We start from the raw sequence: 25,668 nt of genomic DNA, 5'->3' as shown, positions 1-25,668 counted from the left end.
AAAATGGAGATTCGTGCCGCTCAGAGCATGTCGTGCTCGAGCAGCTTCTTGCGCAGCGTGTTGCGGTTCAGGCCCAGCCAGTCGGCAGCGCGGGACTGGTTGTTGTCGGCCTGGGTCATCACCACTTCCAGCAGCGGCTTTTCGACCAGGTGGATCAGCATGTCGTACATGCCGTTGGGCTTTTCGCCGTCGAGATCGCGGAAATACCCCTCCAGGCTTTCACGCACGCATTGTTCGATGTTCTGGTTGCTCATACTGTCATTCCTGCGGGCTCTCCGAATTCGGCGCTTGTGGCGCCGGCATCGATGGCGGCCGGTATCCGGTCCATCTGTGCGCCCAGGGCGTCCAGATAGTCGGCCACGGCCTGCCATTGCACCGCGCAGTCCTCGATGGTGTTGATGTGTTGTCTGAATGCTTCACCGCCCGGCAGGCTGCGCAGGTACCAGGCGATGTGCTTGCGCGCGCTGCGCACGCCGGTGCCCTCGCCGTACAGGCTGTAGTGGTCCTGCAGGTGGTCCAGCAGCAGCCGGCGCAGCTCGGCCACCAGCGGCGGGGCCATGTGCTCGCCCGTGGCCATGAAGTGCGCGATCTCGCGGAAGATCCACGGCCGGCCCTGGGCCGCGCGGCCGATCATCACGGCATCGGCGCCCGTGTAGGCGAGCACGTCGCGCGCCTTCTCGGGGCTGGTGATGTCGCCATTGGCCACAACGGGCACGCGCACCGCCGCCTTGACGGCAGCGATGGTGTCGTACTCGGCAAAGCCCTTGTAACCCTGCTCGCGCGTGCGGCCATGCACGGTGAGCATCTGTATGCCCACCTCCTCGAAGCGGCGGGCCAGCACCACGGCGTTCCTGTGCGCGTCGCACCAGCCGGTGCGCATCTTCAGCGTGACGGGCACGCCGTGCGGGGCGCAGGCCTCTACAACAGCCTGGGCAATCTCCACGGCCAGGGCCTCGTTCTGCATCAGGGCCGAGCCGGCCCACTTGTTGCAGACCTTCTTGGCCGGGCAGCCCATGTTGATGTCGATGATCTGGGCGCCGCGGTCCAGGTTGTAGCGCGCGGCCTCGGCCATCATCTCGGCGTCCGTGCCCGCGATCTGCACCGCGATGGGGCCGGGCTCGCCTTCATGGTTGGCGCGGCGCGAGGTCTTGAGGCTGTTCCACAGGTCCTTGCGCGATGTCACCATCTCGCTGACCGCGTAGCCCGCGCCCAGGGCCTTGCACAGCTGGCGGAACGGCCGATCCGTCACCCCGGCCATGGGGGCGACGAACAGGCGATTGGCCAGGGCATGGGGGCCTATGGACAGGGGTGGGGAGGACATCGGAAAAGCCGGAGAAAATGCGCGCGCCGAGCACAAAACGGGCGGCAACAAAGGACCAAGATTGTACCTGCCCAAATTTTCAGCAGGGCTAAAACCGGGCCGTCAAGACGGCCAAGCAGCGAAAACAAGACAGTGCGCAGTTTTCATGGTGTGGGCACGAAGGTGCGCACCTGGCCCGGAACGGCCTGCAGCCCGTAGGCACCGAGCCGGCCCTGCCACCAGCGGCGGTTGAATTGCACGTCGGGAGAGACCTGGTCGTCGGGCATGGGGCGCAGGCCGACCTTCTGCAGCCCGGCTTTCGGCTGCCCGGCTGCCTGCGGCCCAGCTGTCTGCAGCCCAGCCTCCAATCCCAGGTCCAGCGCCTCGCCGTCGGCCAGCGGGCCGCGCACCACGGCCATGGCCTTGCGCCCGTCGGTCACCCAGGCGTCCAGCACCAGGGCCGGGCCGGGCTCGGACCCGGCCAGGCTCACGCAGCCTTGCAGACGCGGCTCCAGGCCCAGCGGCTCCAGCTCGCGCTGCAGCTGCTCCAGCCTGTCGCCCACGGCCGGGTCCGGCAGGGTGCAGCCCTTGGCCTGCAGCGCCTTGCTCCAGGCGGAGGGCGGTGCAGCCTCCTGGGTGGGCGGCGCCTGGGCAGTGGCCTGTGCCACCACGGTGGTGTCCTTGCCTGGCGGTGGCTGCAATGCAGCGCAGCCGGCCAGGCCGGCTGCTGCCATTCCCAATGCCGCCCATCCTGCAATCCGCCCTGTCTGCATGACGCCCCCTGTGCTTGTGGTTCTGGAACGGGTTCCACGATAGCTTCAGGCCGACAAGGCGTCAGCCAGCGCAGACCTACACTTACAGCACCTATGGAAGTCTGGATGCATCAACTGCTGGGCTGGCTGGCGCTGCCGCAGTTCGGCCTCAGTACCGTGTTCATCGTGGCCCTGATCTCGGCCACGCTGCTGCCGCTGGGCTCCGAGCCTGCGGTGGTCGGCCTGCTGCAGCTCAACCCCGATCTGTTCTGGCAGACGGTCTTCGTGGCCACGGCCGGCAATACGCTGGGCGGCGCCATCAGCTGGTGGATGGGCCTGGGTGCGCACAAGGCCTGGCGCGCGGCCCGCGAGCGCCGGCGCGCCGGACTGCCCGAGGATCTGCGGGCCAAGCCGCCCCGCGCCCTGTCCCGTCACGAGCGCCGCGCCCGCGTCTGGCTGCGCCGCCTGGGCGCCAAGGCCTGCCTGCTGAGCTGGCTGCCCGTGGTGGGCGATCCGCTGTGCGCCGTGGCCGGCTGGCTGCGCCTGCCGTTCTGGCCCTGCGTGTTCTACATGGCCATCGGCAAGTTCCTGCGCTATGTGGTGATGACGGTGGTGCTGCTGCAGCTGCTGCCGGCCTCCTGGGCCAGCTGAGGCCGAAGCCCTCCCACCGAAGCCCTCCCCTTTAGCGATCTACGCCTGCGGCTCACGCGCCCAGGGCGCCAGCGCGAAGTGCGCGGCCAGGAAATCGATCAGCGCCTGCACGCGCGCCGGCCGGGCACGCCCGGGTGGCGTGACGATGTGCAGGGCGATGGAGGGCACCTGCCAGTCATCCATGCAGGTCTGCAGCGCACCCGATTGCAAATCTTCCCAGGCCAGGAATTCGGGCTGCAGGGCCAGGCCCAGCCCGGCGCGCAGGGCCGGCGCCAGGCCCTCGGCATTGTTCACGCGCATGGCCGTGGGAACGACCTGGGCGAACTCGCCGCGGCGCGCATGCACGAAGCGCCAGGCCTCGCCCAGGCGGCTGTGCACATAGCGCAGCGCCCGGTGCTGAGCCAGCTCGCGCGGATGGGTGGGGCGGCCGTGGCGCTCGAAGTATTCGGGTGATCCCACCAGCAGCAGGCGCACCGTGCACAGGCGCCGCGCCAGCAGGCTGGAGTCGGGCAGCGAGGAGATGCGCAGCGCGATGTCGAAGCCCTGGGCCACGACGTCGATCAGTTCGTCGCTGAAGTGCAGGTCCAGCGTGACTTCCGGGTGCTCGGCCATGAAGGCGGGCACGGCCGGCGCCAGGTGCGAGATGCCGAACGACATGGGCGCCGCAATGCGGATGGGGCCGCGCAGGCTTTTGGACTGCTCGCTGATCTCGGCCTCCACGGCCTCGCCCTCGGCCAGGATGCGCGCGGCGCGCTCCAGCGAGGCCTGGCCGCTGGCCGTCAGCGACATGCGCCGCGAGGTGCGGTGGAACAGGCTGGTCTTGAGCCGCGTCTCCAGCCGCGTGATGGCCTTGGAGATGGTGGGCTGGGAGACGCCCAGGTCGGCGGCGGCCTTGGCGAAGGAGCCCGTTTCGGCCACCTTGGCGAAGACGGCCCAGGCTTCGAGGTCAGGAAGTCTTGGCATGAAAGTTTTGGAATAGATGTCTTTGCATATTTTCTATTCTCTTCTTGATCGGCAAAACATAAAGTTCATCCATCGCAACACACAACGCAGCAGGAGAACACCATGATCGAACGCCGTCCCTTCCAAGCCCTTGGCGGTGCCAACCACGGCTGGCTCGATGCCAAGCATCACTTTTCCTTCGCCGGCTACCACGATCCGGCCCGCATGGGCTGGGGCGCGCTGCGGGTGTGGAACGACGACACCATCGCCGCCGGCACGGGCTTCCCGCCCCATGCCCACGCCAACATGGAAATCATCACCTACGTCCGTGAAGGCGCCATCACCCACCAGGACAGCCTGGGCAACAAGGGCCGTACCGAAGCGGGCGATGTGCAGGTGATGAGCGCGGGCACCGGCATCCGCCACTCGGAATACAACCAGGAAAAGGACACGACGCGGATCTTCCAGATCTGGATCATGCCCGACGAGCGCGGCCAGCAGCCCCCGTCCTGGGGTGCCAAGCCCTTCCCCAAGGGCGAGCGCTCGGGCAGCTTCGTGGCCCTGGCCAGCGGCCTGCCCGGTGACGAGGACGCCCTGCCCATCCGCACCGCCGCCCGGGTGCTGGGCGCCACGCTGAAGGCCGGCGAGAGCACGGAGTACCGCATCGGCCGCGACCGCCTGGGCTACCTGGTGCCGGCCAGCGGCTCGGTGCAGATCGACGGCGTGACGCTGCAGGAGCGCGACGGCGCCGCCATCAGCGATGTGGACAGCTTCCGTGTGACGGCCCTGGCCGACACCGAGCTGGTGCTCGTCGACACGGCGCGCTGAAGCGCCCTGCCCGCCTCTTCCCAAGAAAACATTTCCCGTACCCCGTCCAACCCCTCACAGGAGATCACCATGACCGACCGCAAGTACCTCGAAGTCCTGACGCCCGCCAACAGCCAGATCATCTTCATCGACCAGCAGCCCCAGATGGCCTTCGGCGTGCAGTCCATCGACCGCCAGGTGCTCAAGAACAATGTGGTGGGCCTGGCCAAGGCGGCCAAGGCCTTCGGCATCCCCGCCACCATCACCACGGTGGAGACGGGCAGCTTCTCCGGCCACACCTATCCCGAACTGCTGGCCGTGTTCCCCGAGCACCAACTGCTGGAGCGCAGCTCCATGAATTCCTGGGACGACCAGAACGTGCGGGACGCACTGGCCAGGAACGCCGCCCAGGGCCGCAAGAAGATCGTGGTCTCCGGCCTGTGGACCGAGGTGTGCAACACCACCTTCGCCCTGTCGGCCCTGCATGACACGGACTACGAGATCTACATGGTGGCCGACGCCTCGGGCGGCACGTCGCTGGACGCGCACAACTACGCCATGGACCGCATGGTGCAGGCCGGCGTGGTGCCCGTCACCTGGCAGCAGGTGCTGCTGGAATGGCAGCGCGACTGGGCCCGCCGCGAGACCTACGACGCGGTGATGGACATCGTGCGCGAGCATTCCGGCGCCTACGGCATGGGCGTGGACTATGCCTACACCATGGTGCACAAGGCGGCCGAGCGCGTGCAGCATGGCGAGACCGTGGGCCCGAACCCCGCCAAGGTCTGAGCACCAGCGCCGCTGCCGGCCCCGTCCACGGAGTGACACCATGAAGCTCTACGCACTTTCCCTTGGGGCCGGCCTGCTGGTCGGTGTGGTCTACAGCCTGCTGCAGGTGCGCTCGCCCGCACCGCCGCTGGTGGCCCTGGTCGGCCTGCTGGGCATCCTGGCCGGCGAGCAGATCGTGCCCGTGGGCCGGCATCTGCTGCAGGGCATGGACCTGCGCAGTGCCTGCAGCAAGACGCAGGCCACCGAGCATGTGCTGGGCCAGCTGCCCGGCCGCAAGAACGCCGATGCCGATGCCGATCGGCAACACGGCTGACACCTCCCCCTCTCTCCAAGAAAACTGCACCATGACCACGCGCAGAAAAGTCCTGGGCTCCGCCGCCACCCTTGCCATGGGTGGACTGCTGGGTTGCACCACCAACGCTCGCCAAGGAGCCTCCATGTCCGATTCCACGCCGGAAGTCATCTTCCACAACGGCCGCTTCACCACGCTGAACAAGGCCCAGCCCACCGCCACCGCCGTGGCCGTGAAGGACGGCCGGTTCATCGCCGTGGGCTCGGACGCCGAGGTGCTGGCCCTGGCCGGCAGCGGCACGCGCCGCATCGATCTGCAGCGCCGCAGCGTGCTGCCCGGCCTGTTCGACAACCACACGCACGTGATCCGTGGCGGCCTGAACTTCAACCTGGAGCTGCGCTGGGACGGCGTGCGATCGCTGGCCGACGCGCTGGACATGCTCAAGCGCCAGGTGGCCATCACGCCTGCGCCGCAGTGGGTGCGCGTGGTCGGCGGTTTCACCGAGCACCAGTTCGTGGAAAAGCGCCTGCCCACCATCGACGAGATCAACGCCATCGCGCCCGATACGCCGGTGTTCCTGCTGCACCTGTATGACCGCGCCCTGCTCAACGCGGCCGCCCTGCGCGCCGTGGGCTACACCCGCGACACGCCCCAGCCCGCAGGCGGCGAGATCACGCGCGATGCCAACGGCAACCCCACGGGCCTGCTGCTGGCCAAGCCCAACGCCACCATCCTCTACAGCACGCTGGCCAAGGGCCCCAAGCTGCCGCTGGACTACCAGGTCAACTCCACGCGCCACTTCATGCGCGAACTCAACCGCCTGGGCGTGACCGGCGTGATCGATGCGGGCGGGGGCTTCCAGAACTACCCCGACGACTACGACGTGATCCAGAAGCTCAGCGACGCCAACCAGATCACCGTGCGCCTGGCCTACAACCTGTTCACGCAAAAGCCCAAGGAGGAGAAGGCCGACTTCCTCAACTGGACGCAAAGCGTGAAGTACAAGCAGGGCAACGACTATTTCCGCCACAACGGCGCGGGCGAGATGCTGGTGTACTCGGCCGCCGACTTCGAGGACTTCCGCCAGCCGCGCCCCGACATGCCGCCCAGCATGGAGGGCGACCTGGAGGAAGTGGTGCGCGTGCTGGTGCAGAACCAATGGCCGTGGCGCCTGCACGCCACCTATGACGAGACCATCTCGCGCGCGCTCGATGTGTTCGAGAAGGTGCACCGCGACACGCCCATCGACGGCCTGAACTGGTTCTTCGACCATGCCGAGACCATTTCGGACAAGTCCATCGACCGCATTGCGGCGCTGGGCGGCGGCGTGGCCGTGCAGCACCGCATGGCCTACCAGGGCGAATATTTCACCGAACGCTACGGCGCACGCGCCACCGAGGCCACGCCGCCCGTCAAGAAGATCCTGGAGCGCGGCGTGAAGACCTCGGCCGGCACGGACGCCACGCGCGTGGCCTCCTACAACCCCTGGGTGTCGCTGTCGTGGATGGTGACGGGCAAGACCGTGGGCGGCCTGCAGATGTACCCCCAGCGCAACCTGCTGGACCGCGAGACCGCGCTGCGCATGTGGACCGAAAACGTGGCCTGGTTCTCCAACGAGGAAGGCCTGCGCGGCCGCATCCAGGTGGGCCAGCTGGCCGACATGATCGTGCCCAGCAAGGACTACTTCGCCGTGCCCGAGGACGAGATCTCCTTTCTCACCTCCGACCTCACCGTGGTGGGCGGCCGCGTGGTCTATGGCGCAGGTCCCTTCCAGCAGCATGACGACAACCCGCTGCCGCCGGCCATGCCCGACTGGTCGCCCGTGCGGCGCTTTGGCGGCTACGGCGCCTGGGGCGAGCCCGAGGGCGCGGGCAGGAACTCGCTCAACCCCGCGCGCTACCGCAGCCTGGCGGCGGCCTGCGGCTGCGGCACCAGCTGCGGCATGCACGGCCACAGCCATGCCGACGCCTGGGCATCGAACGTGCCGACCTCGGACCCCCGAAGCTTCTTCGGCGCGCTGGGCTGCTCCTGCTGGATGGCCTGAGGACGACACGCATGACACCCGCCATGACCCAAGCCAGTACGTTCTCCGGCCGCCTTGCGGCCACCGCACGCCCGGTGTTCGGCAGCCAGGCCGTGCGCCTGGTGGCCTACCTGGGCCTGTGCGCCGCCTATCTGCAGGGCGGCCTGGTCAAGCTAACCGACTTTCCCGGCGCGCTGGGCGAGATGGCCCACTTCGGCCTGTCGCCGGCACCGCTGTTCGCGGTCCTGGTGATCGCGCTGGAGCTGGGCGCCTCGGCCATGATCATCACCGGCCGGCTGCGCTGGCTGGGCGCCCTGGCGCTGGCCGCGTTCACGCTGCTGGCCACCTTCGTCGCGCTGCGCTTCTGGGAGCTTCCTGCAGGGCAGGAGCGCTTCATGGCGGCCAATTCCTTCTTCGAGCATCTGGGCCTGGTTGGCGGCTTTCTGTTCGTCGCCTGGCATGACCTGGGAGAGCGCCATGACCGCTGATTCGACCCGGCCCGCAGCCACTGCCTCCGGCAGCTTCGCGCCGCTGCGCCAGCCCGTGTTCGCGGTGCTGTGGGCGGCAACGGTGCTGGGCAACATCGGCAGCTTCATGCGCGATGTGGCCAGCTCCTGGATGGTGACCGAGCTGTCGGCCAGCCCGGCTGCCGTGGCCCTGATCCAGACGGCGGCCACGCTGCCCATCTTCCTGCTGGCGATTCCGGCCGGTGTGCTGTCCGACATCCTGGACCGCCGGCGCTTCCTGATCGGCATCCAGATCCTGCTGGCCGCCGTCAGCGCCAGCCTGCTGCTGCTGGCACGCACCAACACGTTGACGGTGGAGTACCTGGTGGCGCTGACCTTCGTGGGCGGCATAGGCGCGGCGCTGATGGGGCCGACCTGGCAATCCATCGTGCCCGAGCTGGTGCCGCGCAGCGACCTCAAGAACGCGGTGGCGCTGAACTCGCTGGGCATCAACATCGCACGCGCCCTGGGCCCTGCGGCCGGCGGCCTGCTGCTGGCCAGCTTCGGCGCGGCGGCGGCCTACGGTGCAGACGTGGCCAGCTACGTGTTCGTGATCGCCGCGCTTGTCTGGTGGAAGCGCCCCAAGGCCGAGGCCTCGGCCCTGAACGAGCAGTTCTTCGGCGCCTTCCGCGCAGGCCTGCGCTATGCCCGCTCCAGCCACGAGCTGCATGTGGTGCTGCTGCGCGCCGCCGTGTTCTTCCTCTTCGCCAGCTCGGTGTGGGCCCTGCTGCCGCTGGTGGCGCGGCGCATGCTGGGCGGCTCGGCAGGCTTTTACGGCGTGATGCTGGGCGCCGTGGGCGCAGGCGCCATCCTGGGCGCCCTGCTGCTGCCGCGCCTGCGCCAGAAGCTGGATGCCGACGGCCTGGTGCTGCTGTCCTCCGTGCTCAGCGCCGCCGTGATGGCCGCGCTGTCCACCGCGCCGGCGCAATGGGCCGCCGTGCTGCTGATGCTGGTGCTGGGCCTGGGCTGGATCATTGCGCTGACCACGCTCAACGGCGTGGCCCAGGCGGTGCTGCCCAACTGGGTACGCGGCCGCGGGCTGGCCATCTACCTGATGGTGTTCAACGGCGCCATGGCGGGCGGCAGCCTGGCCTGGGGGCTGTTCGCGCAGGGCGTGGGCATTCCCATGGCGCTGCTGATCGGCGCGGCGGGCCTGGTGGCCATCTCGCTGGTGTTCCACCGCATCAAGCTGCCCACGGGCGAGGCGGACCTGCAGGCCTCCAACCACTGGCCCGAGCCGCTGCTGGCCGAACCCGTGGCCCATGACCGTGGCCCGGTGATGATCCAGGTGGAGTACCAGGTGCGCCGCGACGACCTGCCAGCCTTCATCGAGGCCATGCAGCATGTGGCGCGCGAGCGGCGGCGCGACGGCGCCTATGCCTGGGGCATTGCCGAGCACACGGGCGAGCCGGGCCGGGTGATCGAGTGGTTCCTGGTGGAGTCCTGGGCCGAGCATCTGCGCCAGCACCAGCGCGTGTCCAAGGCCGATGCCGATCTGCAGGCCCAGGCGCTGCGCTTTCACATCGGCCCCGGGCGGCCCGTGGTCCACCACTTCCTGGCGCTGGATGCCGCCAGTGCCGCAAGCGGGCCTGCGCAGGCACCGGCGCACGGCCACGCCCACTGAAGCGTTGCGGCAGGCCTGCCCCTGGCATGCGCCCGGCCTGCCAGGACACCTCAGCGGATATCCAGCCGCTCCAGCGCACGCACCAGGTCGGCCAGCGTGCGCACCTGCATCTTGCGCATGGCCTGGCCACGCCGCACCTTCACCGTGATCTCGCTCACGCCCAGGTCTGCCGCGATCTGCTTGTTCAGCAGGCCGCGCACCACGCCCACGACCACTTCCTGCTCGCCCGGCGACAGCGATTGCCAGCAGGCGCGCAGCGCCTGTTCGCCGGCCTCCAGCGCGCGGCGCTGGCGGTCCAGGGCAATGCCCTGCTGGATGGCGTCCAGCAGGTCCTGGTCGCGGAAGGGCTTGGTCAGGAACTCGATGGCGCCGGTCTTCATGGCCTCCACGCTCATGGGAATGTCGCCATGGCCGGTGATGAAGATGGTGGGCAGCTTCAGGCCCATCTCCAGCATCTGGCGCCGGAAGTCCATGCCGCTTTGGCCCGGCATGCGGATATCCAGCACCAGGCATGCAGGCCCCGCGGGCGGCTGCCGCTGCCAGTGGTCCAGAAACTCGCGCGTGGCGCCGAAGGCGCGCACGCACAGGCCCACCGAGGCCAGCAGGTCCTCGATGGCGGCACGCACCGAGGCGTCGTCATCGACGATGTAGACAAGTGCCTCGGCTTCGGCCGTGGAGGGTTCAGCCATGGCGCAATCCCGTGGAAGACCTGTCGCCCGTGGCCGGGGCGCAGGCAATGGTGATGTGAAAGACCGTGCCGCCGCGCATGTCCTCGCGGTCCGTGGCCCAGATGCGGCCGCCGTTGGCCTCGGCCATGTGGCGGCAGATGTTCAGGCCCAGGCCCATGCCGTCGGACTTGGTGGTCCAGAAGGCATCGAACAGGTGGGTGCGGGCCAGGGGCGACAGGCCTTCGCCCGCATCGGCCACGGTCAGCACCAGTTGCTGGCCCAGGGCCTGGGTGGTGACGGTGATGCGCCGCTGCGCGGCGGGCGTGCCCTGCATGGCATCCATGGCGTTGAGCAGCAGGTTGGCCAGCACCTGCTGGATGTGCACGCGGTCGGCCCAGGCCGGCTGCAGCGCGGGCGCCAGTTGCAGGTCCAGGGCCACGCCGCGCCGGTCCAGCTCGGCGTCCGACAGGCGCGCCATCTCGCGCACGGCGTCGTTGAGGTCGAAGGACTGGCGGCTGGGCGCCTCGCCGCGCGCCATGCTGCGGATGCGGGCAATGACATCGCTGGCGCGCTGCGCATCGCCCAGGATGCGCTCCAGCGCCTGGCCGGCCTTGGCGAGATTGGGCGGCTCCTGGGCCAGCCAGCGCTGGCAGGCATTGCCGCTGGTGACGATGGCCGCCAGCGGCTGGTTGACCTCATGGGCGATGGAGGCCGTCAACTGCCCCAGGCTGGTGGTCTGGGTGATGCGCATCAGCTGGGTGCGCGCCTCATGGGCCGCGTTCTGGGCCGCCACCATCTTCAGGCCCAGATAGGCCGTGATGGCAATGGCCAGAATGCTGATCACCATGTTGATCAGTCCGGTGCGATAGGCACCGGCAGGCGTGAGCGCAAAGCTGGCCAGGGTCAGCACGATGCACAGCGCCGTGAGGCCGATGACCACGCGCGGGCTGAACCAGCGCACCGCCACCAGGATGATGGCGGTATGGAACACAGCGGCCGCCACGGCGTAGTCGGTCAGCGTGTCGAGCGCGAAGATCGCGGCCATGGCGACGCCCATGGCCGCCAGGATCAGGGCCCGGGGCCAATGGGGAAAGCGGCGCAGAGCGGTGGTCATGGCGTGCAGGGAAAAGGAATGGACTGTCAGCTGCCAATTCTCATTCAAGAAGCCGCTGCACCTGAATGCAGGCTATACCCGAACCGTACGATACTGGCGCGACCCAAAACAAGGGACACCGAGGAAGGGACGCCCCGCACCGAAGGTGTCGTCCCCCTCCCGCGTAGCGAGAGAGGGGGAAGCCGCGCAGCGGCTCAGGGGGTTCACAACACTGGCCGGCGTCCCACGCTAAGTTGGAGTTCCACGGTGGCCTTGGCCAGCTCGGTCTCGGCCTCCAGCGATCCCAGGTAAGCCTCGTCGGCCGAGCGCTGGGCGGACAGCAGCTCCAGCAGCGAAGCCTCGCCATGCCGGTAGGACAGGCGTATGCCCTCGAGCACGCGCTGCGCATCGCGCAACACGCCGTCGCGGTAGCGCTGCACGTTCTCGCGCGCGGCGGTCAGGCGAAAGCGCGCGCCGCGCACATCGGCCTCGGCCCGGTTCTGGGCCTGCTGCAGGGCCAGCATGGCCTGGGTCACGGCCGCCTCGGCCTGCACCAGATCGCCCCGGTCCAGGCGCGACAGCGGCAGCGGCACGCTGACCGAGACCGACAGCGTGCGCGAGCGCCCGCCGCCATCGAAGGGATCGCCCTGGGCATCGGTGCCGGCCGCCGTGGACGGCACGGCGGCCATGCCCACGGCCAGCGTGGGATTGACCCAGCGGTTGGCCCGGGCCAGGCCCGCGTTGTCGCGCGCATGCTCCAGCGCCGCCTGGGCGATGCGCACCTCGGCGCGCGACTGCAGCGCCTGGGCGACGAGGGCATCGGCATCTTCCAGCCCCGAGTCTTCGGCCAATTCCATGAAGCCGCATTGCAGCGTGTCGCTGGCAAAGACTTCGGACAGGCGGCGCCCCAGCGGGACGGACAGCGCCAGCCGCGCGGTCTGCGCCTCGGCGCGCGCCTGCACCACCTCAGCCTGGAAGCGGTCGCGCTCCACGCGCGACTGCAGCCATTCCACGCCGCCGATGTCGCCGGCCTTGCGCCGCAGTTCGTTGGCCTGCACCACATCGCCCAGCGCCTTCAGCGTCTGCTGCTTGCGCTCCAGCGCCAGCGAGTCGCGGCAGGCCTGGGTGTAGTCCTGGGCGGCATCGGAGAACAGCTGGCTGCGCACGCCTTCAAGGCCGGCCTCGGACAGGCGCACCTGGCTGCGTGCGGACTGGATGCGCGCGGCGCGCTTGCCGCCCGTCTCCAGCTCCATGCTGATCTCGTAGTTGCGCGTGGTGGGCCTGGGCTGGCCGGTGCGCACCTGCTCGCGCGAGGCGCCCAGCGTGAGGTTGGGGTCGGGGCGAATGCCGGCGATGCCGATGCCGGCACGCGCGGATTCCACGCCCTGTTCCTCCGAGCGCAGCAGGGGGCTGTGCTGCTCCACGGCGTTGAGGTAGTCGGAAAAGCGCAGGCCGGCGGACGGCGCCGTCTGCGCCTGGGCTGCGGCGCCAAGGCACAGCAGCAGGGCCAGGGCCTGCCTGGGGAAAAAAAGGGTCGTTTGCATGGCGACTCGCATCAATGGGGTTGGCTCGTTGCGGTGCGATGCCCGCCCTCGTCCTCGGCGGCATCCAGATCGCCGCTCTCACCGCGTTCAGCGGCGCGGCGCTGGCGGCGTTCGGCCGCGCGGGCGGCACGGGCCTCGATCACGTAGTAGAGGTTGGGCAGCAGCAGCAGGGTCAGCAAGGTGGCGCTGAACAGGCCGCAGACGACGACGGTGGCCAGGGGCCGCTGCACGTCGCTGCCCAGGCCCGTGGCCAGCATGGCCGGCGTGAGGCCGAAGGCCGCGACGGTGGCCGTCATCAGCACAGGGCGCATGCGGCTGGAGGCGCCTTCGAGCACGGCTTCGCGCAGGCCCAGGCCGTCCTCGCGGCGCAGCCGGTTGATCTGCGAGACCATGAGCACGCCCGAGAGCACGGCCACGCCGAACAGCGCGATGAAGCCTACGGCGCTGGAGACGTTGAGCGTCATGCCGCGCAGGTGCAGGCCCGCAAAGCCGCCGATCATGGCCAGCGGCACCACGCCCAGCACCAGCAGCGGCTGGCGCAGGTTGCCGAACTCGCCGAACAGCAGCACCAGCATGATGCCCAGCGTCAGCGGCAGGATCATGAGCAGCCGCGCCTCGGCACGCTGCAGGTTCTCGAACTGTCCGCCCCACTCGATGTGCAGCTTCTGGCGGTCGTAGTCCAGGTGCTGGTCGATGGCGGTGTGCGCATCCTTGAGGAAGCCCGCCAGGTCGCGGCCACGCACATTGAGCTTGACGAGGATGTGGCGCTCGCCGCCCTCGCGCACGATGACGCTCTGGCCCACGGTGGTGGTGATGCGCGCCACGTCGGCCAGCGGCACCTGGGCGCCATTGGCCGCCGACAGGCGCAGCGCGCCGATGGCCTCGGGGCTGCTGCGCGTGTCGGGCGTGAAGCGCACGGCCATGTCGTAGCTGCGCTCGCCCACGTAGAGCTGGCCGATGGAGGCCCCGCCCACGCCGGTGGAGATGAGCTGCGCCACGTCGGAGGCATTGATGCCGTAGCGCGCGGCAGCGGCGCGGTCCAGCGCAATGCGCAGGTTGGGCAGCGGCGGCTCCACGTCCACGGCCACGTCGGCCGCGCCGGGCACTTTCTCCAGCACGGCCACCAGGGCATCGGCCACGCGCCGGTCTTCGGCCAGGTCCTGGCCGAAGACCTTCACCGTGAGGTCGCTGTGCGCGCCGGACAGCTTGTCCTGCACGCCGTCGATCATGGGCTGCATGAAGCCCACGGAGTAGCCGGGCAGCTGGTCGAAGCGCGCGGCCATCTTCGCGATCAGCTGCTGCTTGGTCAGGCCCGACTTCCATTCGCCATAGGGATGCAGGCCCACGCTGGCCTCGATGTGCGAGGGCGTCCAGTAGTCGGTGCCGTCATCGTTGCGCCCGGTCTGGGTGACGATGTAGGAGACCTCGGGGAACTCCAGTGCGGCGCTGCGCAGCGCGTCGGCCATGTCGCGCGCCTTGTCCAGCGTGATGCCGGGCGGCATCTGCACCTGCAGCCAGATGGAGCCTTCGTCCAGGTACGGCAGGAAGTCGCGGCCCATGGTGCCGGCCAGCACGCCCAGCGCCAGCAGCGATGCCGCCACCGCCCCCGCCAGCCAGCGCACGCGGCCCACGGCCACGCCCAGGAAGCGGTCATAGGCCGTACCCAGCCGGTGCAGCACGGGGTTGTGGAAAATCCTGCGCGGCCTGCGGAAAGCCAGCCAGGCCAGGGCCGGCGTGAGCAGCAGGGCCACGGCCAGCGCCCCCACCAGGGCCGCGCCCACGGCGCTGGCCATGGGCGAGAACAGCTTGTACTCGATGCGCTCGAAGGCGAACAGCGGCAGGTAGGCAGCCGCGATCACGCACATGCCGAAGAAGATGGGCCGCGCCACCTGCAGCGTGGCCGTGATGGCGTCCCTGGGCGTGAGCGGCCGGTTCTGGTCGGCCTCGCGGCGCCGCAGGATGTTCTCGACCACGACCACGGCGCCATCCACCAGGATGCCGAAGTCGATGGCGCCCAGCGACAGCAGGTTGGCCGGAATCTTCGCGTGGTGCATGAAGATGAAGGCCAGCAGCAGCGCCATGGGAATGGTCAGCGCCACGATCAGCGCCGCGCGCGGGCTGCCCAGGAAGACCAGCAGCACCAGGGTCACGACGATCAGGCCTTCGGCCAGGGTCTTGCCCACGGTGTGGGTGGTGCGCTCGATCAGCGTGGTGCGGTCCAGGTAGGGCACGACCTTCACGTCGGGCGGCAGCAGCTTGCCGTTGAGCTCCTCCACGGCGGCGTGGATGCCCTCCAGCGCCTGCGAGGGGTTGGAGCCCTTGAGCAGCAGCACGATGCCCTGCAGGGTGTCGGAGTTGCCGTCCTTGCCCAGGATGCCGCGCCGCTCCACGTTGCCGTAGGTCAGCCGACCCAGGTCCTTGACCAGCACGGGCGTGCCGCTGTCAGTGGTCTTGACGACCACGTTGCCCATGTCGTCCAGCGAGCCCAGCAGGCCCACGCCACGCACCACATAGGAGACATCGCCCCGGTCGATGACGCTGCCGCCGCCGCTGGCGTTGTTGGCATTGATGGCCTCGATCACCTGGGACAGCGCCAGCCCGTACTGCAGCAGCCGCGCCGGGTCCAGCTCCAGCATGAACTGCGTGGTCAGGCCGCCGAAGTTGGTCACGTCCACCACGGACTGTGCCTTCTTCAGGCGCGGGATCACCACCCATTGCTGCAGCTCGGACAGCTCGCGCAGGCTGCGCACGGGGCTTTCCAGCGTGTAGCGGTAGACCTCGCCCGTGGGCGAGCTGTAGGGGTCCAGCCCGGCGCGGGCACCATAGGGCAGCGTGACCTCGTCGATGCGCTCCTTCAGGCGCTGGCGCGCCCAGTAGCCGTCCACGCCGTCCTCGAAGACCACGGTGATCAGCGACAGCGCGAATAGGCTGCGCGAGCGCAGCACGTGCATGCCGGGCGTGGCCAGCAGCGCGCGCTCCAGCGGAATGGTGATCTGCTGCTCTATCTCCTCGGCCGCAAGGCCTGGCACCTGCGTGACGATCTGCGAGGTCACGTCGGCAATGTCGGGGTAGGCCTCCAGCGGCAGCTGCTTCCAGCTGAACACGCCATACAGGGCCGCGAAGCAAAAGACCAGCCAGACCACGCCGCGGCGCGAAAAGCCGATGTTGACGATGCGCTCGATCATTGCAGCAGCACTCCCCCGTTGACCACCACGCGCTCGCCGGCCGCCAGGCCCGAGAGGATCTCGGCCTGGCCGTCCTGCTGCGCGCCGACCTGCACGTCGCGCGGCTCGAAGCGCCATGCGCCCTTGTCCACGAAGACGCGCGTGCTGACCTGGCCCTGCAGCAGCGCCGCGGCCGGCACCATCACGGCCTGGCGCGCCGGGGCGTCGAAGCCCACGCGCGCAAACATGCCGGGGCGCAGCCGCCCTTCGGGGTTGTCCACCGCCACGCGCACCTTGACGCTGCGCGTGGCGGTGTCCACCAGCTCGCCCACGTACTGCACTCGGCCCTGCAGCTGCAGGTCGGGATAGGCGGCCAGCGCGATGTGGGCCTGCTGGCCCACGTCCACATGGGCCAGGTCGCGCTCGCTGACGCTGGCGCTGAGCCAGACCTTGCGCAGGTCGGCCACGGTCATGACGGAGGCATTCACATCGTTCCAGTAGCCGCCCTGCGAGCCCGCCATCTCGACCACGCGGCCGCTGATGGGCGACTTGACCACGTAGCTGCCGCGCGAGCCTTCCTGCACGGCCGCACCCAGCTGGGACAGGTGGTCGGAGGCGGCGCGCGCATCGGCACCTGCTGCGGCCAGCGACTGCTGCGCGGCCTCGTAGTCCTTGCGCGCGGCGATCTCGGCATCGAACAGCAGCTTCTGGCGGTCGAATTCCTGGCGCGCGTGCAGCAGCGCGGCCTGGGCCTTGGCGTGCTCGGCACGCACGCTGGAGATCTCGGAGGAGTCCATGGTGATCAGCGCATCGCCGGCCTTCACCGCATCGCCCAGCTGGTGGTGCAGGCGCACCAGGCGGCCCGCCACGGGCGGCGTGATGCGGACCAGCTTTTCAGGCTCGGCCTCGATGGTGGCGGGGGCCGACAGGCGGGTCTGCAGCGGCTGCAGCGCGATCTCGGCCACCTGCATGCGCTCGCGCAGCGGCGAGCCTTCGGGCACCACGATGAGGTTGCCTTCGCGGCGCACGGGAGCCGGCTGCGGAGCGGTGGTGGCTGCATGCGCGGCTGCCGTGGGCTCGGCCGGGCCGTTGCAGGCGGCCATGGCCACGCTGATCAGCAGCCCGCCCACAGGCCAGGCGGCCGCCAGCAAGGGATGGCGCTGTTGCAGGCCATGTGGTCGGCCATGTGGTTGGCCATGGGGTCGGCCTGGTCGTTCAGAAGCGAGAAAGCGGGTCATCCTGAGGTCTCCGGGCGCCACGGACCCGCGCAGACCTCTCGCCCCTTCAGGCGATCACAGGCCTCCGCCCGGGTCCGGGCAGATCAAGAAATGGAAGAAGGGAAAGACGGAAAGGGACGGCGCGGCAGCGCCTGGCAGGATCGGGATCGGAATCAGGATCGGGGTCCATGGGGTACTCCTTTGCGTGTGGGTGGCGCAGTCCCCGTGCAGGCCGGGAGCCCTGTTTGCTGCAGTGCAATATGTGCCCGGAATTATCAAAGGCGAAAGTGCCTGCGGCCAGCCTTTGTTGGGAAGGCTGGCCTGTTCATTGGTGGATGCGGGATATACCTTCGTATAGAAGATGGCCGGCACAAGGCCACCTCGGCCCGGCCCGGCCCGGACCGGACCGGAAAGAAAAAAGCCGCCAGCGCGGAGCGGGCGGCTTGCGGGCGATGGCCTGCGGGAAAGGTCAGTCCACTTTCAGGCCGATGGCTTTCACCAGTTCGCCAAAGCGCTCGCGCTCGGTGGCGTGGTGGTCGATGAAGGCCTTGCGGCTCAGCGGCGCGGGCGTGGCGCCCAGGGTGAGGATGACGTCGTTGACGTTCTTTTGCTCCAGCGCCTTGGCCACGGCAGTGCGAACGGCCTCGATCACCGATTCGGGCGTGCCCGTGGGCGCGTAGATGCCGAACAGCGTGTCCGCGTCAAAGCCCGGCAGGCCGCTTTCGGCCAGCGTGGGCACGTTGGGGTACTGCGGCGAGCGGTGCGGGCTGCCGATGGCCAGCAGGCGCAGCTTGCCGGCCTCGACCTGCTTGAGGCCCGGACCCGGGTCGAACCAGAACTGCAACTGCCCGCTGAGCACGTCGCTGAGCGCCGGGCCCGCGCCCTTGTAGGGGGCGTGCACGGCATCGACACCGGCCATGCGCTTGAACATCTCGCCGGCCAAATGGGGCGAGCTGCCCTGGCCCGGCGAGCCGTAGGACAGCTTGCCGGGGTTGGCCTTCAGATGCTTGATGAACTCGGCCACATTGTTGGCGGGCACGGCGGGATTGGTCTCCAGGAACACATGCACGCGCGCCACGGCAGCCACGGGCGTCAAGTCCTTTTCGGGATTGAAGGCCAGCTTGCTGTAGATCATGGGGTTGATGGTGATGGCCCCGCCCGAGCTGAGCAGCAGCGTGTAGCCATCCTTGGGCGCGCGCACGGTTTCGCTGATGCCGATGTTGCCGCCCGCACCGGGCTTGTTGTCCACCACCACCGACTGGCCCAGCACCTGGGACATGGTGGGCGTGATGGCGCGCGCCAGCACATCGGCCGCGCCGCCGGGCGCGAAGTTCACGACCAGGCGCACCGGGCGCTCGGGCCATTTGTCGCCGGTCTTCTGCGCCAGCGCAGGGACCGAGGCCGTCGCGCCCAGCAGGGCCAGCAGGCCCAGGCGGCGCCAGCGGCTGAAGGGGGTTGTCTTGTGCATGAGCTATGTCTCCTTGGGTTATGAGTTCTTGAAAACGGTGAGGGCGCCTGAAGCAGCAGCGGCGCAGCGGCGCTACGGTCAATCCAGCCGTATGCCCGCCGACTCGATGACCTGGCCCCAGCGCCGGCTTTCGCTGCGCCAGTAGTCACGCATCTGCGCAGGCGTGCCGGGCAGCGGCTCCAGCGACAGCGCCTCGAAACGCGCCAGCACGGCAGGCGAGCGCAGCGCCTGCTGCAGCGCCACGGACCAGGCCTGTACGGTGGCGTCGTCCGTGCCTGCGGGTGCGACCAGGCCCTGCCATGCATGGGCCTCGAAATCCTTCACGCCCTGCTCGGCCAGCGTGGGCACGCCCGGGTGGCTCTTGAGCCGCTCGGCGCTGGCCACGCCGATGACGCGCAGCTTGCCGGCCGCAATGTGCTGGGCCGCCGCCGCGCTGTCGGCCAGCATGAAGGGGATCTGGCCGCCGATCACGTCGATCAGGGCCGGCCCCGCGCCGCGATAGGGCACATGGGACATCTTCAGGCCCAGGCGCTGCGACAGCAGTTCGGTGGCCAGGTGATGGGGCGTGCCCAGGCCCGGGCTGCCGTAGCTGACGGGGCCTGGCTGGGCCTTCACCCACTGCGTGAACTCCTGCAGGTTGTGCACCGGCAACTGGTTGCCGACCACAAGGAACAGCGGAAAGCGCGCCAGCAGGCCGATGGGCACGAAGTCCTTCTCGGCGTTGTAGGCCAGCTTGCGAAACAGGTGGGGATTGGCCGCCAGCGTGGCGAAGTCGGCCGTGAAGACCAGACTGCCCAGCTCGCGCGTGCGCGCCGCGTATTCGGCGGCGATGTTGGTGCCGGCCCCGGGCTTGTTCATGACGACCACGGTGCGGCCCAGGGCCTTGCCAAAGGACTCGCCCACGGTGCGCGCCACGGCGTCCGAGCCGCCGCCTGCGGCAAAGCCCACCACCCATTCGACGGGCTTGCCGGTCTGGGCGCGTGCCGTGCCCATGCCCAGCAGGGGCGGGGCGCCTATGGCCAGTGCGGCCTTGAGTGCTTGTCTGCGCAGCATCTTGTCTCCTTCTTGTAGTGGCTCGTTTTGCCTTGAGCGCGTTCAGCGCGGTGCGACAGCGCCCGCGTTCTCGGACAGGCTGACCAGTGCATGCAGCGTGCGCGTCACGGGCACGGCAATGCCCAGGCGGTCGGCCACCTGCAGCACGGCGCCATGGATGGCGCCCGTCTCGGTGGCACGGCCGGCCAGCAGGTCCTGCAGCATCGAGGGCTGGTGGCCCCGGTGGTGGTCCAGCGCATCGCGCACGGCCGCGCCCACGCGCTCGGCACTGGCGGCGACGCCATGGGCATGGGCGACGGACAGCACCTCGTCCAGCACGCGCTGCAGCAGGGCCTCGCCCTGCGGATTGGCCAGTCCGTCCACGGTCTGGCGCGTCACGGCGCACACGCCGTTGAAGGCGGCATTGAAGGCCAGCTTTTCCCAGATGGCTTCCTGCACCTGCGGGTCGATGCGGCAATGCATGCCTGCGCGGTTGAGGTCTTCCGCCAGCAGGTCGAAGACCGCGCTGCGCTGGCCATCGCAAGGCATGAAGCGGATACCGCCCTGCCCCATGGAGCTGACCTCGCCCGGCGACATCACGCGCGCAGGCCAGGTGGTCACGCCCACGGCGATGCGCTCGGCCGGCACCCGCTCGCGCAGCACGTCGGCATGGCCTATGCCGTTTTGCAGGCTCAGGAAATGCGTGTCCGGCCCGATGAGATGGGCAATGCCCTGCAGCGCGGCCCGCGTATGGGCCGACTTGGTGAAGACAAGCCACAGCGCGGGCCCTGCCGTTAGCTGCTCGGCCCGCGCGGCATGCACGCGGGCCTGCAGCAGCCCCTCATCGGTGTGGCAGCGCGCGCCATCGCGGTTCAGGGCCTGCAGCAGCTCATCGTTCACGTCGACCAGGGTCACGTCCAGGCCGATGCGGGCCAGCCGCGCGCCGAACAGGGTGCCCATGGCGCCTGCGCCGAGGATGCCTATGCTTCTTGTGTTTTCCATTGCCGTGTCTCCTGCAGGGGGCTTCGCCTCAGGCGACTTCGACCTCGACCACGATGGGCCGGGGATGGGCCAGCGCGCGGGCCAGCACATCGGACAGCTCGGCCGCGTTCTCCACATGCACGCCGTCGCAGCCCTGGCCACGGGCCAGCGCCACGAAGTCGATGTCGGGCAGTTCCGTGCCCTCGACCTTCTCGCCTTCGCGGTAGCCGAAGACATGGGCGAAGTCCTGCAGCGCCGCGTAGCGGCGGTTCTTGAGGATCACGAAGCTGATGGGCAGGCGCAGCTGGGCTGCGCTCCAGAGGGCCTGGATGGCATACATGGCCGAGCCGTCGCCGATGACGGCGACCACCTTGGCCTCGGGCTTTGCCAGCGCCACGCCCACGGCGGCCGGCATGCTGTGGCCCAGGCCGCCGCTGCACATGGTGTAGAAGGTGCCCGAGTGGAAGATGGGCAGGTAGGTCTGGATGGTGGAGCGCGAGCTGGGCGCCTCTTCCACCACGATGCTGTGGCGGTCGCGCACCTGGGCCAGCGTGTGCATGGCAAAGGCCACCGACATGCGCTCGCCTGCGGCGGGCGCAGCCGGCACGGGCGCTGCGGGCCGGGGTGCGGGCGCCTGGCGCGGTGCGGGTGCGGGGCGCTGCAGCAGCTCCTCCACGCCCATGCGCACATTGCCCACGGCAGCCGTGCCCACGGGGGCCCATGCAGCAATGGCCGGGTCTTCGATCAACTGGTAGAGCGCCGTGCCTTCGGGGATGTGCGGGCCCTCGCCTTCCACGTGGTAGGTGAAGGCGGCCGCGCCCACGGCGAAGACCACGTCATGGCCGGACAGCAGTTGCACGATGCGCTCGCGCATGGCGGGCAGGAAGCCGGCGAACAGGGGATGGTCCTCGGGGAAGCTGCAGCGCCCGCTCATGGGGGCCACGAAGACGCGGGCCTGGTGGCGCTCGGCCAGCGCGACCACGGCATCCCAGCCCTGGGCCCGGTCCACGGCCGCGCCCACGACCAGGGCCGGGGCACGCGCGGCGTCCAGCGCCTGGCCGATGAGGTCCAGCGTGCGCGGATCGGGCCGCGTCTCGAAGCCCACATGGCGCAGCGTGACGGGTTCGGCCGGCTTGTCCCAGTCATCGGCGGGAATGGAGACCAGCACGGGGCCGCGCGGCTCCTGCATGGCGATGTAGTAGGCGCGCGCCAGCGCCTGGGGCACGTCTTCGGCGCGCGCGGGCTCGCAGCTCCACTTCACATAGGGCTTGGGCAGCTCGGCGGCCTGGTTGGAGTGCAGGAAGGGGTCGAATTGCAGCAGCGAGCGCGCCTGCTGGCCCGCGGTGATCACCAGGGGCGTGCGGTTCTTGAAGGCCGTGAAGATGTTGGCCATGGCGTGGCCCACGCCAGCGGCCGAATGCAGGTTCACGAAGCTGGCATTGCGCGTGGCCTGGGCGTGGCCGTCGGCCATGCCCACGACGACGGTTTCCTGCAGGCCCAGCACATAGGAGAAGTCTTCGGGGTAGTCGCGGAACAGCGGCAGCTCGGTCGAGCCCGGGTTGCCGAAGATGCGTGTCATGCCCAGCTCGCGCAGCATGGCGATCACGGCATGGCGCACGGTGTAGGTCGGGGTGGAGGTCGCGGTGGAGGGGGATGCCTCGGCGGGCTGGCTGCGCGGTGTGGTGGGTGCTTGCAAGATGGGGTCTCCTGGGGAATGGGCCGGCCGCCCGGTGCGTGCCGCGCAGTGGCCATGGAAATCGGCGCCCATGGTGCAGGCGCTTATGATTTCCAGCAATTGAATAAACCATCTAAGAGATATTCACCAAATGGATATCAAGAACCTGGACCTCAACCTGCTGCGCGTCTTTGACGCCGTGTACCGCCACTGCAGCGTCAGCCGCGCGGCCGAGGAGCTGGGCATGTCCCAGCCCGCCGCCAGCCAGGCCGTGACGCGGCTGCGCCTGCTGCTGGGCAATCCGCTGTTCGAGCGCGCGCACGCGGGCGTGCGCCCCACGCCGCGCGCCGAGCGCCTGGCGCTGGCCGTGCGCCAGGCGCTGGAGGTGCTGGAAGTCGCCATGTCCGAGGCCCAGAGCTTCGAGCCACTGCAGGCGCGCCAGCGCTTTCGCATCCACCTGAGCGACATCGGCGAGGCGCGCTTTCTGCCGCCGCTGATGCAGGCGCTGCACCAGCGCGCCCCGCATGTGCAGCTGGAGACCCTGCCCATGCCGCTGGACGGCATTGCCGATGCGCTGGACCGGGGCACGCTGGACATCGCCATCGGCTTTCTGCCGGGTGGCACGCGGACCCGGCAGACCGTGCTGCTGTCCGACCATTACGGCGTGCTGCTGCGCAGCGGCCACCCCGCACTGGCGCACCTGCCCGAAGACGCGCCACTGGCGCTGGCCACGCTGCGCCAGCTGGATTTCGCGGCGGTGCGCTCGCATTCGGAGACGCTGCGCATTCTGCAGGCGCTGCGGCTCGATGAGCGCATCCGCCTGTCGGCCGCGCATTTCATGGCCGTGCCCTCCATCGTTGGCAAGACCGACCTGGCGGTGATCATGCCGGCCGAGATCGCAGCCGGCTTTGTCGAGCGCGGCGGCTATGCGGTGCGCGATGCCGACCTGCCCGATCACCGCTTCGACGTGTCGCTGCACTGGAGCTGGCGCTTCGAACAGGAACCGGCCAAGCGCTGGCTGCGCGAACTGGTCTGCGAGCTATTCCAGCAGCCCCGGCACCGCGAGGCCGCCACGCCCTGAAGGGCCGGCCGTCACGGGCATGACTTGCGGGCTGCCAACACTAGCCTGGCCTGCCGACTCAGTTTCGTCTAAGAAACCGGCGCCAGACTGGTCCCTGCGCCGACAAGGGCACGCGGCCGGCCGCGCCGAAGATGGGCACCGGCCTGTTTCATCCACTCTCCAGGAAAGACTCACCATGCAACTCAAGGACAAGGTCGCCTTCATCACCGGCTCGGCCAGCGGCATCGGCAAGGAGATCGCCACGCTGTTTGCCAGCGAGGGCGCGCGCATCGTCATTGCCGACCTCAACAAGGAGGCAGCCGACGCCACGGCGGCCGAGCTGCGCGCCACGGGAGGGCAGGCCATGGGCGTGGCCGTGGACGTGACCGACGAGGCCCAGGTCAACGCCTCGGTCGAGGAGGCCGCCCGGGCCTTCGGCGGCATCGACATCCTGGTCAGCAATGCCGGGATACAGATCGTGCATCCGGTGGAGGAATTCAGCTTTGCCGACTGGAAGAAGATGCTGGCCATCCACCTGGACGGCGCCTTTCTCACCACGCGCGCCTGCCTCAAGCACATGTATGCGCAGGGCCGCGGCGGCAGCGTGATCTACATGGGGTCGGTGCACTCCAAGGAGGCCTCGCTGCTCAAGGCGCCCTATGTCACGGCCAAGCACGGCCTGATCGGGCTGGCCAAGACCGTGGCCAAGGAAGGCGCCAAGCACGGCGTGCGCGCCAATGTGATCTGCCCGGGCTTCGTGCGCACGCCGCTGGTGGACAAGCAGATTCCCGAGCAGGCCCGCACGCTGGGCATCAGCGAGGACGAGGTCATCAAGAACGTGATGCTCAAGGAAACCGTGGACGGCGAGTTCACCACCACCGAGGACGTGGCCCGCGTGGCCCTGCTGTTCGCGGGCTTTCCCAGCAATGCGCTGACCGGCCAGTCGCTGGTGGTCAGCCACGGCTGGTTCATGCAGTAAGTCGCCAGTCGGCCACCCAATCGGCCCTCAATCGGCCTTCAATCGGCCTTCAGGCCCAGCGCCCGGGTCACGGCCGCATAGCGGTCGATGTCGGCTGCGATCAGCGCCTGGAATTGGCCCGGTGTCTGCCGCGCCAGGGTGTAGCCCTGGTCGCGCAAGCCAGCGCTGACGGCGGGATCGGCCAGCGCCTGCTCCAGCGTGTCATGCAATGCCTGCACCGTGGCCTGGGGCGTGGCGGCAGGTGCCAGCAGGCCGTGCCACTGCTCCACTGCAAAGCCCGCCAGGCCGCGCTCGGCCACCGTGGGAACGCCGGCCAGCTGCGGCAGTCGCTGCGGCGCCGTGACGGCCAGGGCGCGCACGCGGCCTGCAGCGATCATGGCCGCAGCACTGCTGGCCGTGACCATGCCCGCCGCCACCTGGCCTGCCGCCACGGCCGTGATGGCCGGGCCGCAGCCCTTGTAGGGCACATGCTGCACAAAGCGCTTCGCCTCCCGGGCCAGCATCTCGCCGGCCAGGTGCTGGGGCGTGCCGTTGCCGCAGGAGGCGAACAGCAGCGGCCGTTGCTGGCGCGCCTGGGCCAGCGCATCCTCCAGCGTCTGCAGCGCGCTGTCCGCAGGCACGACCAGCACCGAGGCGATGGAGCCTGCGTTGAACACCGCCGTGAAGTCCTTGCGCGGGTCGAAGTCCAGGCGCTCGTAGACACCGGGGTTGATGGCGAACGAGCTGTTGGCCATCAGCAAGGTGCTGCCGTCCGCTGCGGCCTGGGCCACGGCATGGGCGCCGATGTTGCCGCTGGCGCCGGGACGGTTCTCCACCACCACGGTCTGGCCCAGGCGCTGCTGCAGCTGCTCGCCCAGGCGCCGCGCCAGCAGGTCCGTGCCGCCGCCCGGCGGAAACGTCACGACGATGGTGATGGGCCGCTCCAGGCGCGTGCCGGCCTTGCCCGGCGCCGCCAGCCACAGCCCCGATGCGCCAGCCAGCAGCGCGCAGGCCGCCAGCGTCCAGAGTCTCCGTCGCTTCAAGGTACGCCCTTCAAAAAACATGGCAACTGCTCCACTGGGCTAGGTGCAAAAAAACCGGCGCAGCCCAACTCAGGGACAC

23 protein-coding genes are annotated in these 25,668 nt (G+C 69.4%); 9 read left to right on the top strand and 14 right to left on the bottom strand.

Features of this window, described 5'->3' with window-relative positions:
- Positions 1-20: 20 nt before the first annotated feature.
- The 3 genes from LGR64_RS17020 to LGR64_RS17010 all read right to left on the bottom strand — a co-directional run bounded on the left by LGR64_RS17020 (position 21) and on the right by LGR64_RS17010 (position 2,073).
- Positions 21-254 carry a Fis family transcriptional regulator gene (locus tag LGR64_RS17020; RefSeq protein WP_013804037.1) on the bottom strand — a complete coding sequence of 78 codons (234 nt, stop codon included), beginning with the start codon at positions 252-254 and terminating at the stop codon, positions 21-23.
- Entirely contained in the window at positions 251-1,321 is a 1,071-nt protein-coding gene (gene dusB, locus LGR64_RS17015; protein ID WP_013804038.1) for a tRNA dihydrouridine synthase DusB, read from the bottom strand. The genes LGR64_RS17020 and dusB overlap by 4 nt, the downstream gene beginning before the upstream one ends.
- 143 nt (positions 1,322-1,464) lie before the next feature.
- The gene (locus tag LGR64_RS17010) at positions 1,465-2,073 is read right to left on the bottom strand and encodes a hypothetical protein (protein ID WP_328511980.1); all 609 of its coding nucleotides are present in this window, start codon (positions 2,071-2,073) and stop codon (positions 1,465-1,467) included.
- Positions 2,074-2,178: 105 nt separating this feature from the next.
- Between LGR64_RS17010 and LGR64_RS17005 the strand changes: the two genes are divergently transcribed.
- Positions 2,179-2,703 (top strand): YqaA family protein, encoded by a 525-nt coding sequence (locus tag LGR64_RS17005; RefSeq protein WP_013804040.1) that lies wholly within the window; start codon positions 2,179-2,181, stop codon positions 2,701-2,703.
- 39 nt (positions 2,704-2,742) lie between these two features.
- Here LGR64_RS17005 and LGR64_RS17000 read toward each other — a convergent pair whose 3' ends face one another.
- Positions 2,743-3,666, bottom strand: a complete 924-nt coding sequence (locus LGR64_RS17000) for a LysR family transcriptional regulator (RefSeq protein ID WP_034390596.1) — start codon at positions 3,664-3,666, stop codon at positions 2,743-2,745.
- 102 nt (positions 3,667-3,768) lie between these two features.
- Here LGR64_RS17000 and LGR64_RS16995 point away from each other — a divergent pair, with 102 nt between their 5' ends.
- The 6 genes from LGR64_RS16995 to LGR64_RS16970 all read left to right on the top strand — a co-directional run bounded on the left by LGR64_RS16995 (position 3,769) and on the right by LGR64_RS16970 (position 9,686).
- Positions 3,769-4,473 carry a pirin family protein gene (locus tag LGR64_RS16995; RefSeq protein WP_012203489.1) on the top strand — a complete coding sequence of 235 codons (705 nt, stop codon included), beginning with the start codon at positions 3,769-3,771 and terminating at the stop codon, positions 4,471-4,473.
- Between the two features lie 69 nt (positions 4,474-4,542).
- A complete protein-coding gene (locus LGR64_RS16990; RefSeq protein ID WP_034390594.1) occupies positions 4,543-5,241 on the top strand; it encodes a hydrolase in 699 nt (232 codons plus the stop codon).
- Positions 5,242-5,281: 40 nt separating this feature from the next.
- On the top strand, positions 5,282-5,554 hold the full coding sequence (locus LGR64_RS16985; RefSeq protein WP_141830140.1) for a XapX domain-containing protein: 273 nt from the start codon (positions 5,282-5,284) through the stop codon (positions 5,552-5,554).
- Positions 5,555-5,678: 124 nt separating this feature from the next.
- Positions 5,679-7,577 carry an amidohydrolase gene (locus LGR64_RS16980; RefSeq protein WP_202759530.1) on the top strand — a complete coding sequence of 633 codons (1,899 nt, stop codon included), beginning with the start codon at positions 5,679-5,681 and terminating at the stop codon, positions 7,575-7,577.
- Between the two features lie 23 nt (positions 7,578-7,600).
- Entirely contained in the window at positions 7,601-8,044 is a 444-nt protein-coding gene (locus LGR64_RS16975) for a DoxX family protein (protein ID WP_174549386.1), read from the top strand.
- A complete protein-coding gene (locus LGR64_RS16970) occupies positions 8,034-9,686 on the top strand; it encodes an MFS transporter (protein ID WP_230356289.1) in 1,653 nt (550 codons plus the stop codon). Before LGR64_RS16975 ends, LGR64_RS16970 begins: the two co-directional genes overlap by 11 nt.
- A 50-nt stretch (positions 9,687-9,736) precedes the next feature.
- On the opposite strand, the gene LGR64_RS16965 is transcribed toward LGR64_RS16970, so the two are convergent.
- From LGR64_RS16965 to mdlC, 9 genes are all read right to left on the bottom strand, one after another.
- Positions 9,737-10,375 carry a response regulator transcription factor gene (locus tag LGR64_RS16965; RefSeq protein ID WP_013804046.1) on the bottom strand — a complete coding sequence of 213 codons (639 nt, stop codon included), beginning with the start codon at positions 10,373-10,375 and terminating at the stop codon, positions 9,737-9,739.
- A complete protein-coding gene (locus LGR64_RS16960) occupies positions 10,368-11,468 on the bottom strand; it encodes a sensor histidine kinase (protein ID WP_230356287.1) in 1,101 nt (366 codons plus the stop codon). The genes LGR64_RS16965 and LGR64_RS16960 overlap by 8 nt, the downstream gene beginning before the upstream one ends.
- A gap of 203 nt (positions 11,469-11,671) precedes the next feature.
- The gene (locus LGR64_RS16955) at positions 11,672-12,991 is read right to left on the bottom strand and encodes a TolC family protein (protein ID WP_230356285.1); all 1,320 of its coding nucleotides are present in this window, start codon (positions 12,989-12,991) and stop codon (positions 11,672-11,674) included.
- A gap of 11 nt (positions 12,992-13,002) precedes the next feature.
- Positions 13,003-16,176: an efflux RND transporter permease subunit gene (locus tag LGR64_RS16950; protein WP_230356283.1), complete on the bottom strand. Its 3,174-nt coding sequence runs from the start codon at positions 16,174-16,176 to the stop codon at positions 13,003-13,005.
- Entirely contained in the window at positions 16,173-17,393 is a 1,221-nt protein-coding gene (locus LGR64_RS16945; protein ID WP_230356281.1) for an efflux RND transporter periplasmic adaptor subunit, read from the bottom strand. Before LGR64_RS16945 ends, LGR64_RS16950 begins: the two co-directional genes overlap by 4 nt.
- A 448-nt stretch (positions 17,394-17,841) precedes the next feature.
- Entirely contained in the window at positions 17,842-18,840 is a 999-nt protein-coding gene (locus LGR64_RS16940; RefSeq protein WP_230356279.1) for a Bug family tripartite tricarboxylate transporter substrate binding protein, read from the bottom strand.
- A 78-nt stretch (positions 18,841-18,918) separates the two neighbouring features.
- Positions 18,919-19,893, bottom strand: a complete 975-nt coding sequence (locus tag LGR64_RS16935; RefSeq protein WP_230356277.1) for a Bug family tripartite tricarboxylate transporter substrate binding protein — start codon at positions 19,891-19,893, stop codon at positions 18,919-18,921.
- A gap of 42 nt (positions 19,894-19,935) precedes the next feature.
- On the bottom strand, positions 19,936-20,874 hold the full coding sequence (locus LGR64_RS16930; protein ID WP_230356275.1) for a ketopantoate reductase family protein: 939 nt from the start codon (positions 20,872-20,874) through the stop codon (positions 19,936-19,938).
- 28 nt (positions 20,875-20,902) lie between these two features.
- Entirely contained in the window at positions 20,903-22,450 is a 1,548-nt protein-coding gene (gene mdlC, locus LGR64_RS16925; protein WP_230356838.1) for a benzoylformate decarboxylase, read from the bottom strand.
- A gap of 229 nt (positions 22,451-22,679) precedes the next feature.
- Between mdlC and LGR64_RS16920 the strand changes: the two genes are divergently transcribed.
- Complete coding sequence (locus tag LGR64_RS16920) at positions 22,680-23,609, top strand: LysR family transcriptional regulator (protein ID WP_230356273.1); 930 nt, start codon at positions 22,680-22,682, stop codon at positions 23,607-23,609.
- 175 nt (positions 23,610-23,784) lie between these two features.
- Positions 23,785-24,567 (top strand): 3-hydroxybutyrate dehydrogenase, encoded by a 783-nt coding sequence (locus tag LGR64_RS16915; protein WP_230356271.1) that lies wholly within the window; start codon positions 23,785-23,787, stop codon positions 24,565-24,567.
- Between the two features lie 38 nt (positions 24,568-24,605).
- Here LGR64_RS16915 and LGR64_RS16910 read toward each other — a convergent pair whose 3' ends face one another.
- Positions 24,606-25,610 (bottom strand): tripartite tricarboxylate transporter substrate-binding protein, encoded by a 1,005-nt coding sequence (locus LGR64_RS16910; protein ID WP_230356269.1) that lies wholly within the window; start codon positions 25,608-25,610, stop codon positions 24,606-24,608.
- Positions 25,611-25,668 lie beyond the last annotated feature (58 nt).

The sequence above is a fragment of the Delftia sp. Lp-1 genome, assembly GCF_020523835.1.
In the GTDB taxonomy this organism is placed as follows: domain Bacteria; phylum Pseudomonadota; class Gammaproteobacteria; order Burkholderiales; family Burkholderiaceae_C; genus Comamonas; species Comamonas acidovorans.
The sequence above is the reverse complement of the archived record's forward strand: the minus strand, read 5'-3'. Positions and strand labels throughout refer to the sequence as shown.

Bases quoted from the DNA above. Each gene is read 5' to 3' on its own strand.
- LGR64_RS16945 (WP_230356281.1), bottom strand. From the start codon at position 17,393: ATGACCCGCTTTCTCGCTTCTGAACGACCAGGCCGACCCCATGGCCAA.
- LGR64_RS17010 (WP_328511980.1), bottom strand. From the start codon at position 2,073: ATGCAGACAGGGCGGATTGCAGGATGGGCGGCATTGGGAATGGCAGCA.
- LGR64_RS16960 (WP_230356287.1), bottom strand. From the start codon at position 11,468: ATGACCACCGCTCTGCGCCGCTTTCCCCATTGGCCCCGGGCCCTGATC.
- mdlC (WP_230356838.1), bottom strand. From the start codon at position 22,450: ATGCTGCGCGAGCTGGGCATGACACGCATCTTCGGCAACCCGGGCTCG.
- LGR64_RS16935 (WP_230356277.1), bottom strand. From the start codon at position 19,893: ATGCTGCGCAGACAAGCACTCAAGGCCGCACTGGCCATAGGCGCCCCG.
- LGR64_RS16910 (WP_230356269.1), bottom strand. From the start codon at position 25,610: ATGTTTTTTGAAGGGCGTACCTTGAAGCGACGGAGACTCTGGACGCTG.
- LGR64_RS16970 (WP_230356289.1), top strand. From the start codon at position 8,034: ATGACCGCTGATTCGACCCGGCCCGCAGCCACTGCCTCCGGCAGCTTC.
- dusB (WP_013804038.1), bottom strand. From the start codon at position 1,321: ATGTCCTCCCCACCCCTGTCCATAGGCCCCCATGCCCTGGCCAATCGC.
- LGR64_RS16930 (WP_230356275.1), bottom strand. From the start codon at position 20,874: ATGGAAAACACAAGAAGCATAGGCATCCTCGGCGCAGGCGCCATGGGC.
- LGR64_RS17005 (WP_013804040.1), top strand. From the start codon at position 2,179: ATGCATCAACTGCTGGGCTGGCTGGCGCTGCCGCAGTTCGGCCTCAGT.
- LGR64_RS16985 (WP_141830140.1), top strand. From the start codon at position 5,282: ATGAAGCTCTACGCACTTTCCCTTGGGGCCGGCCTGCTGGTCGGTGTG.
- LGR64_RS16920 (WP_230356273.1), top strand. From the start codon at position 22,680: ATGGATATCAAGAACCTGGACCTCAACCTGCTGCGCGTCTTTGACGCC.
- LGR64_RS16915 (WP_230356271.1), top strand. From the start codon at position 23,785: ATGCAACTCAAGGACAAGGTCGCCTTCATCACCGGCTCGGCCAGCGGC.
- LGR64_RS16995 (WP_012203489.1), top strand. From the start codon at position 3,769: ATGATCGAACGCCGTCCCTTCCAAGCCCTTGGCGGTGCCAACCACGGC.
- LGR64_RS16950 (WP_230356283.1), bottom strand. From the start codon at position 16,176: ATGATCGAGCGCATCGTCAACATCGGCTTTTCGCGCCGCGGCGTGGTC.
- LGR64_RS16965 (WP_013804046.1), bottom strand. From the start codon at position 10,375: ATGGCTGAACCCTCCACGGCCGAAGCCGAGGCACTTGTCTACATCGTC.
- LGR64_RS16990 (WP_034390594.1), top strand. From the start codon at position 4,543: ATGACCGACCGCAAGTACCTCGAAGTCCTGACGCCCGCCAACAGCCAG.
- LGR64_RS16975 (WP_174549386.1), top strand. From the start codon at position 7,601: ATGACCCAAGCCAGTACGTTCTCCGGCCGCCTTGCGGCCACCGCACGC.
- LGR64_RS16955 (WP_230356285.1), bottom strand. From the start codon at position 12,991: ATGCAAACGACCCTTTTTTTCCCCAGGCAGGCCCTGGCCCTGCTGCTG.
- LGR64_RS16940 (WP_230356279.1), bottom strand. From the start codon at position 18,840: ATGCACAAGACAACCCCCTTCAGCCGCTGGCGCCGCCTGGGCCTGCTG.
- LGR64_RS17020 (WP_013804037.1), bottom strand. From the start codon at position 254: ATGAGCAACCAGAACATCGAACAATGCGTGCGTGAAAGCCTGGAGGGG.
- LGR64_RS17000 (WP_034390596.1), bottom strand. From the start codon at position 3,666: ATGCCAAGACTTCCTGACCTCGAAGCCTGGGCCGTCTTCGCCAAGGTG.
- LGR64_RS16980 (WP_202759530.1), top strand. From the start codon at position 5,679: ATGTCCGATTCCACGCCGGAAGTCATCTTCCACAACGGCCGCTTCACC.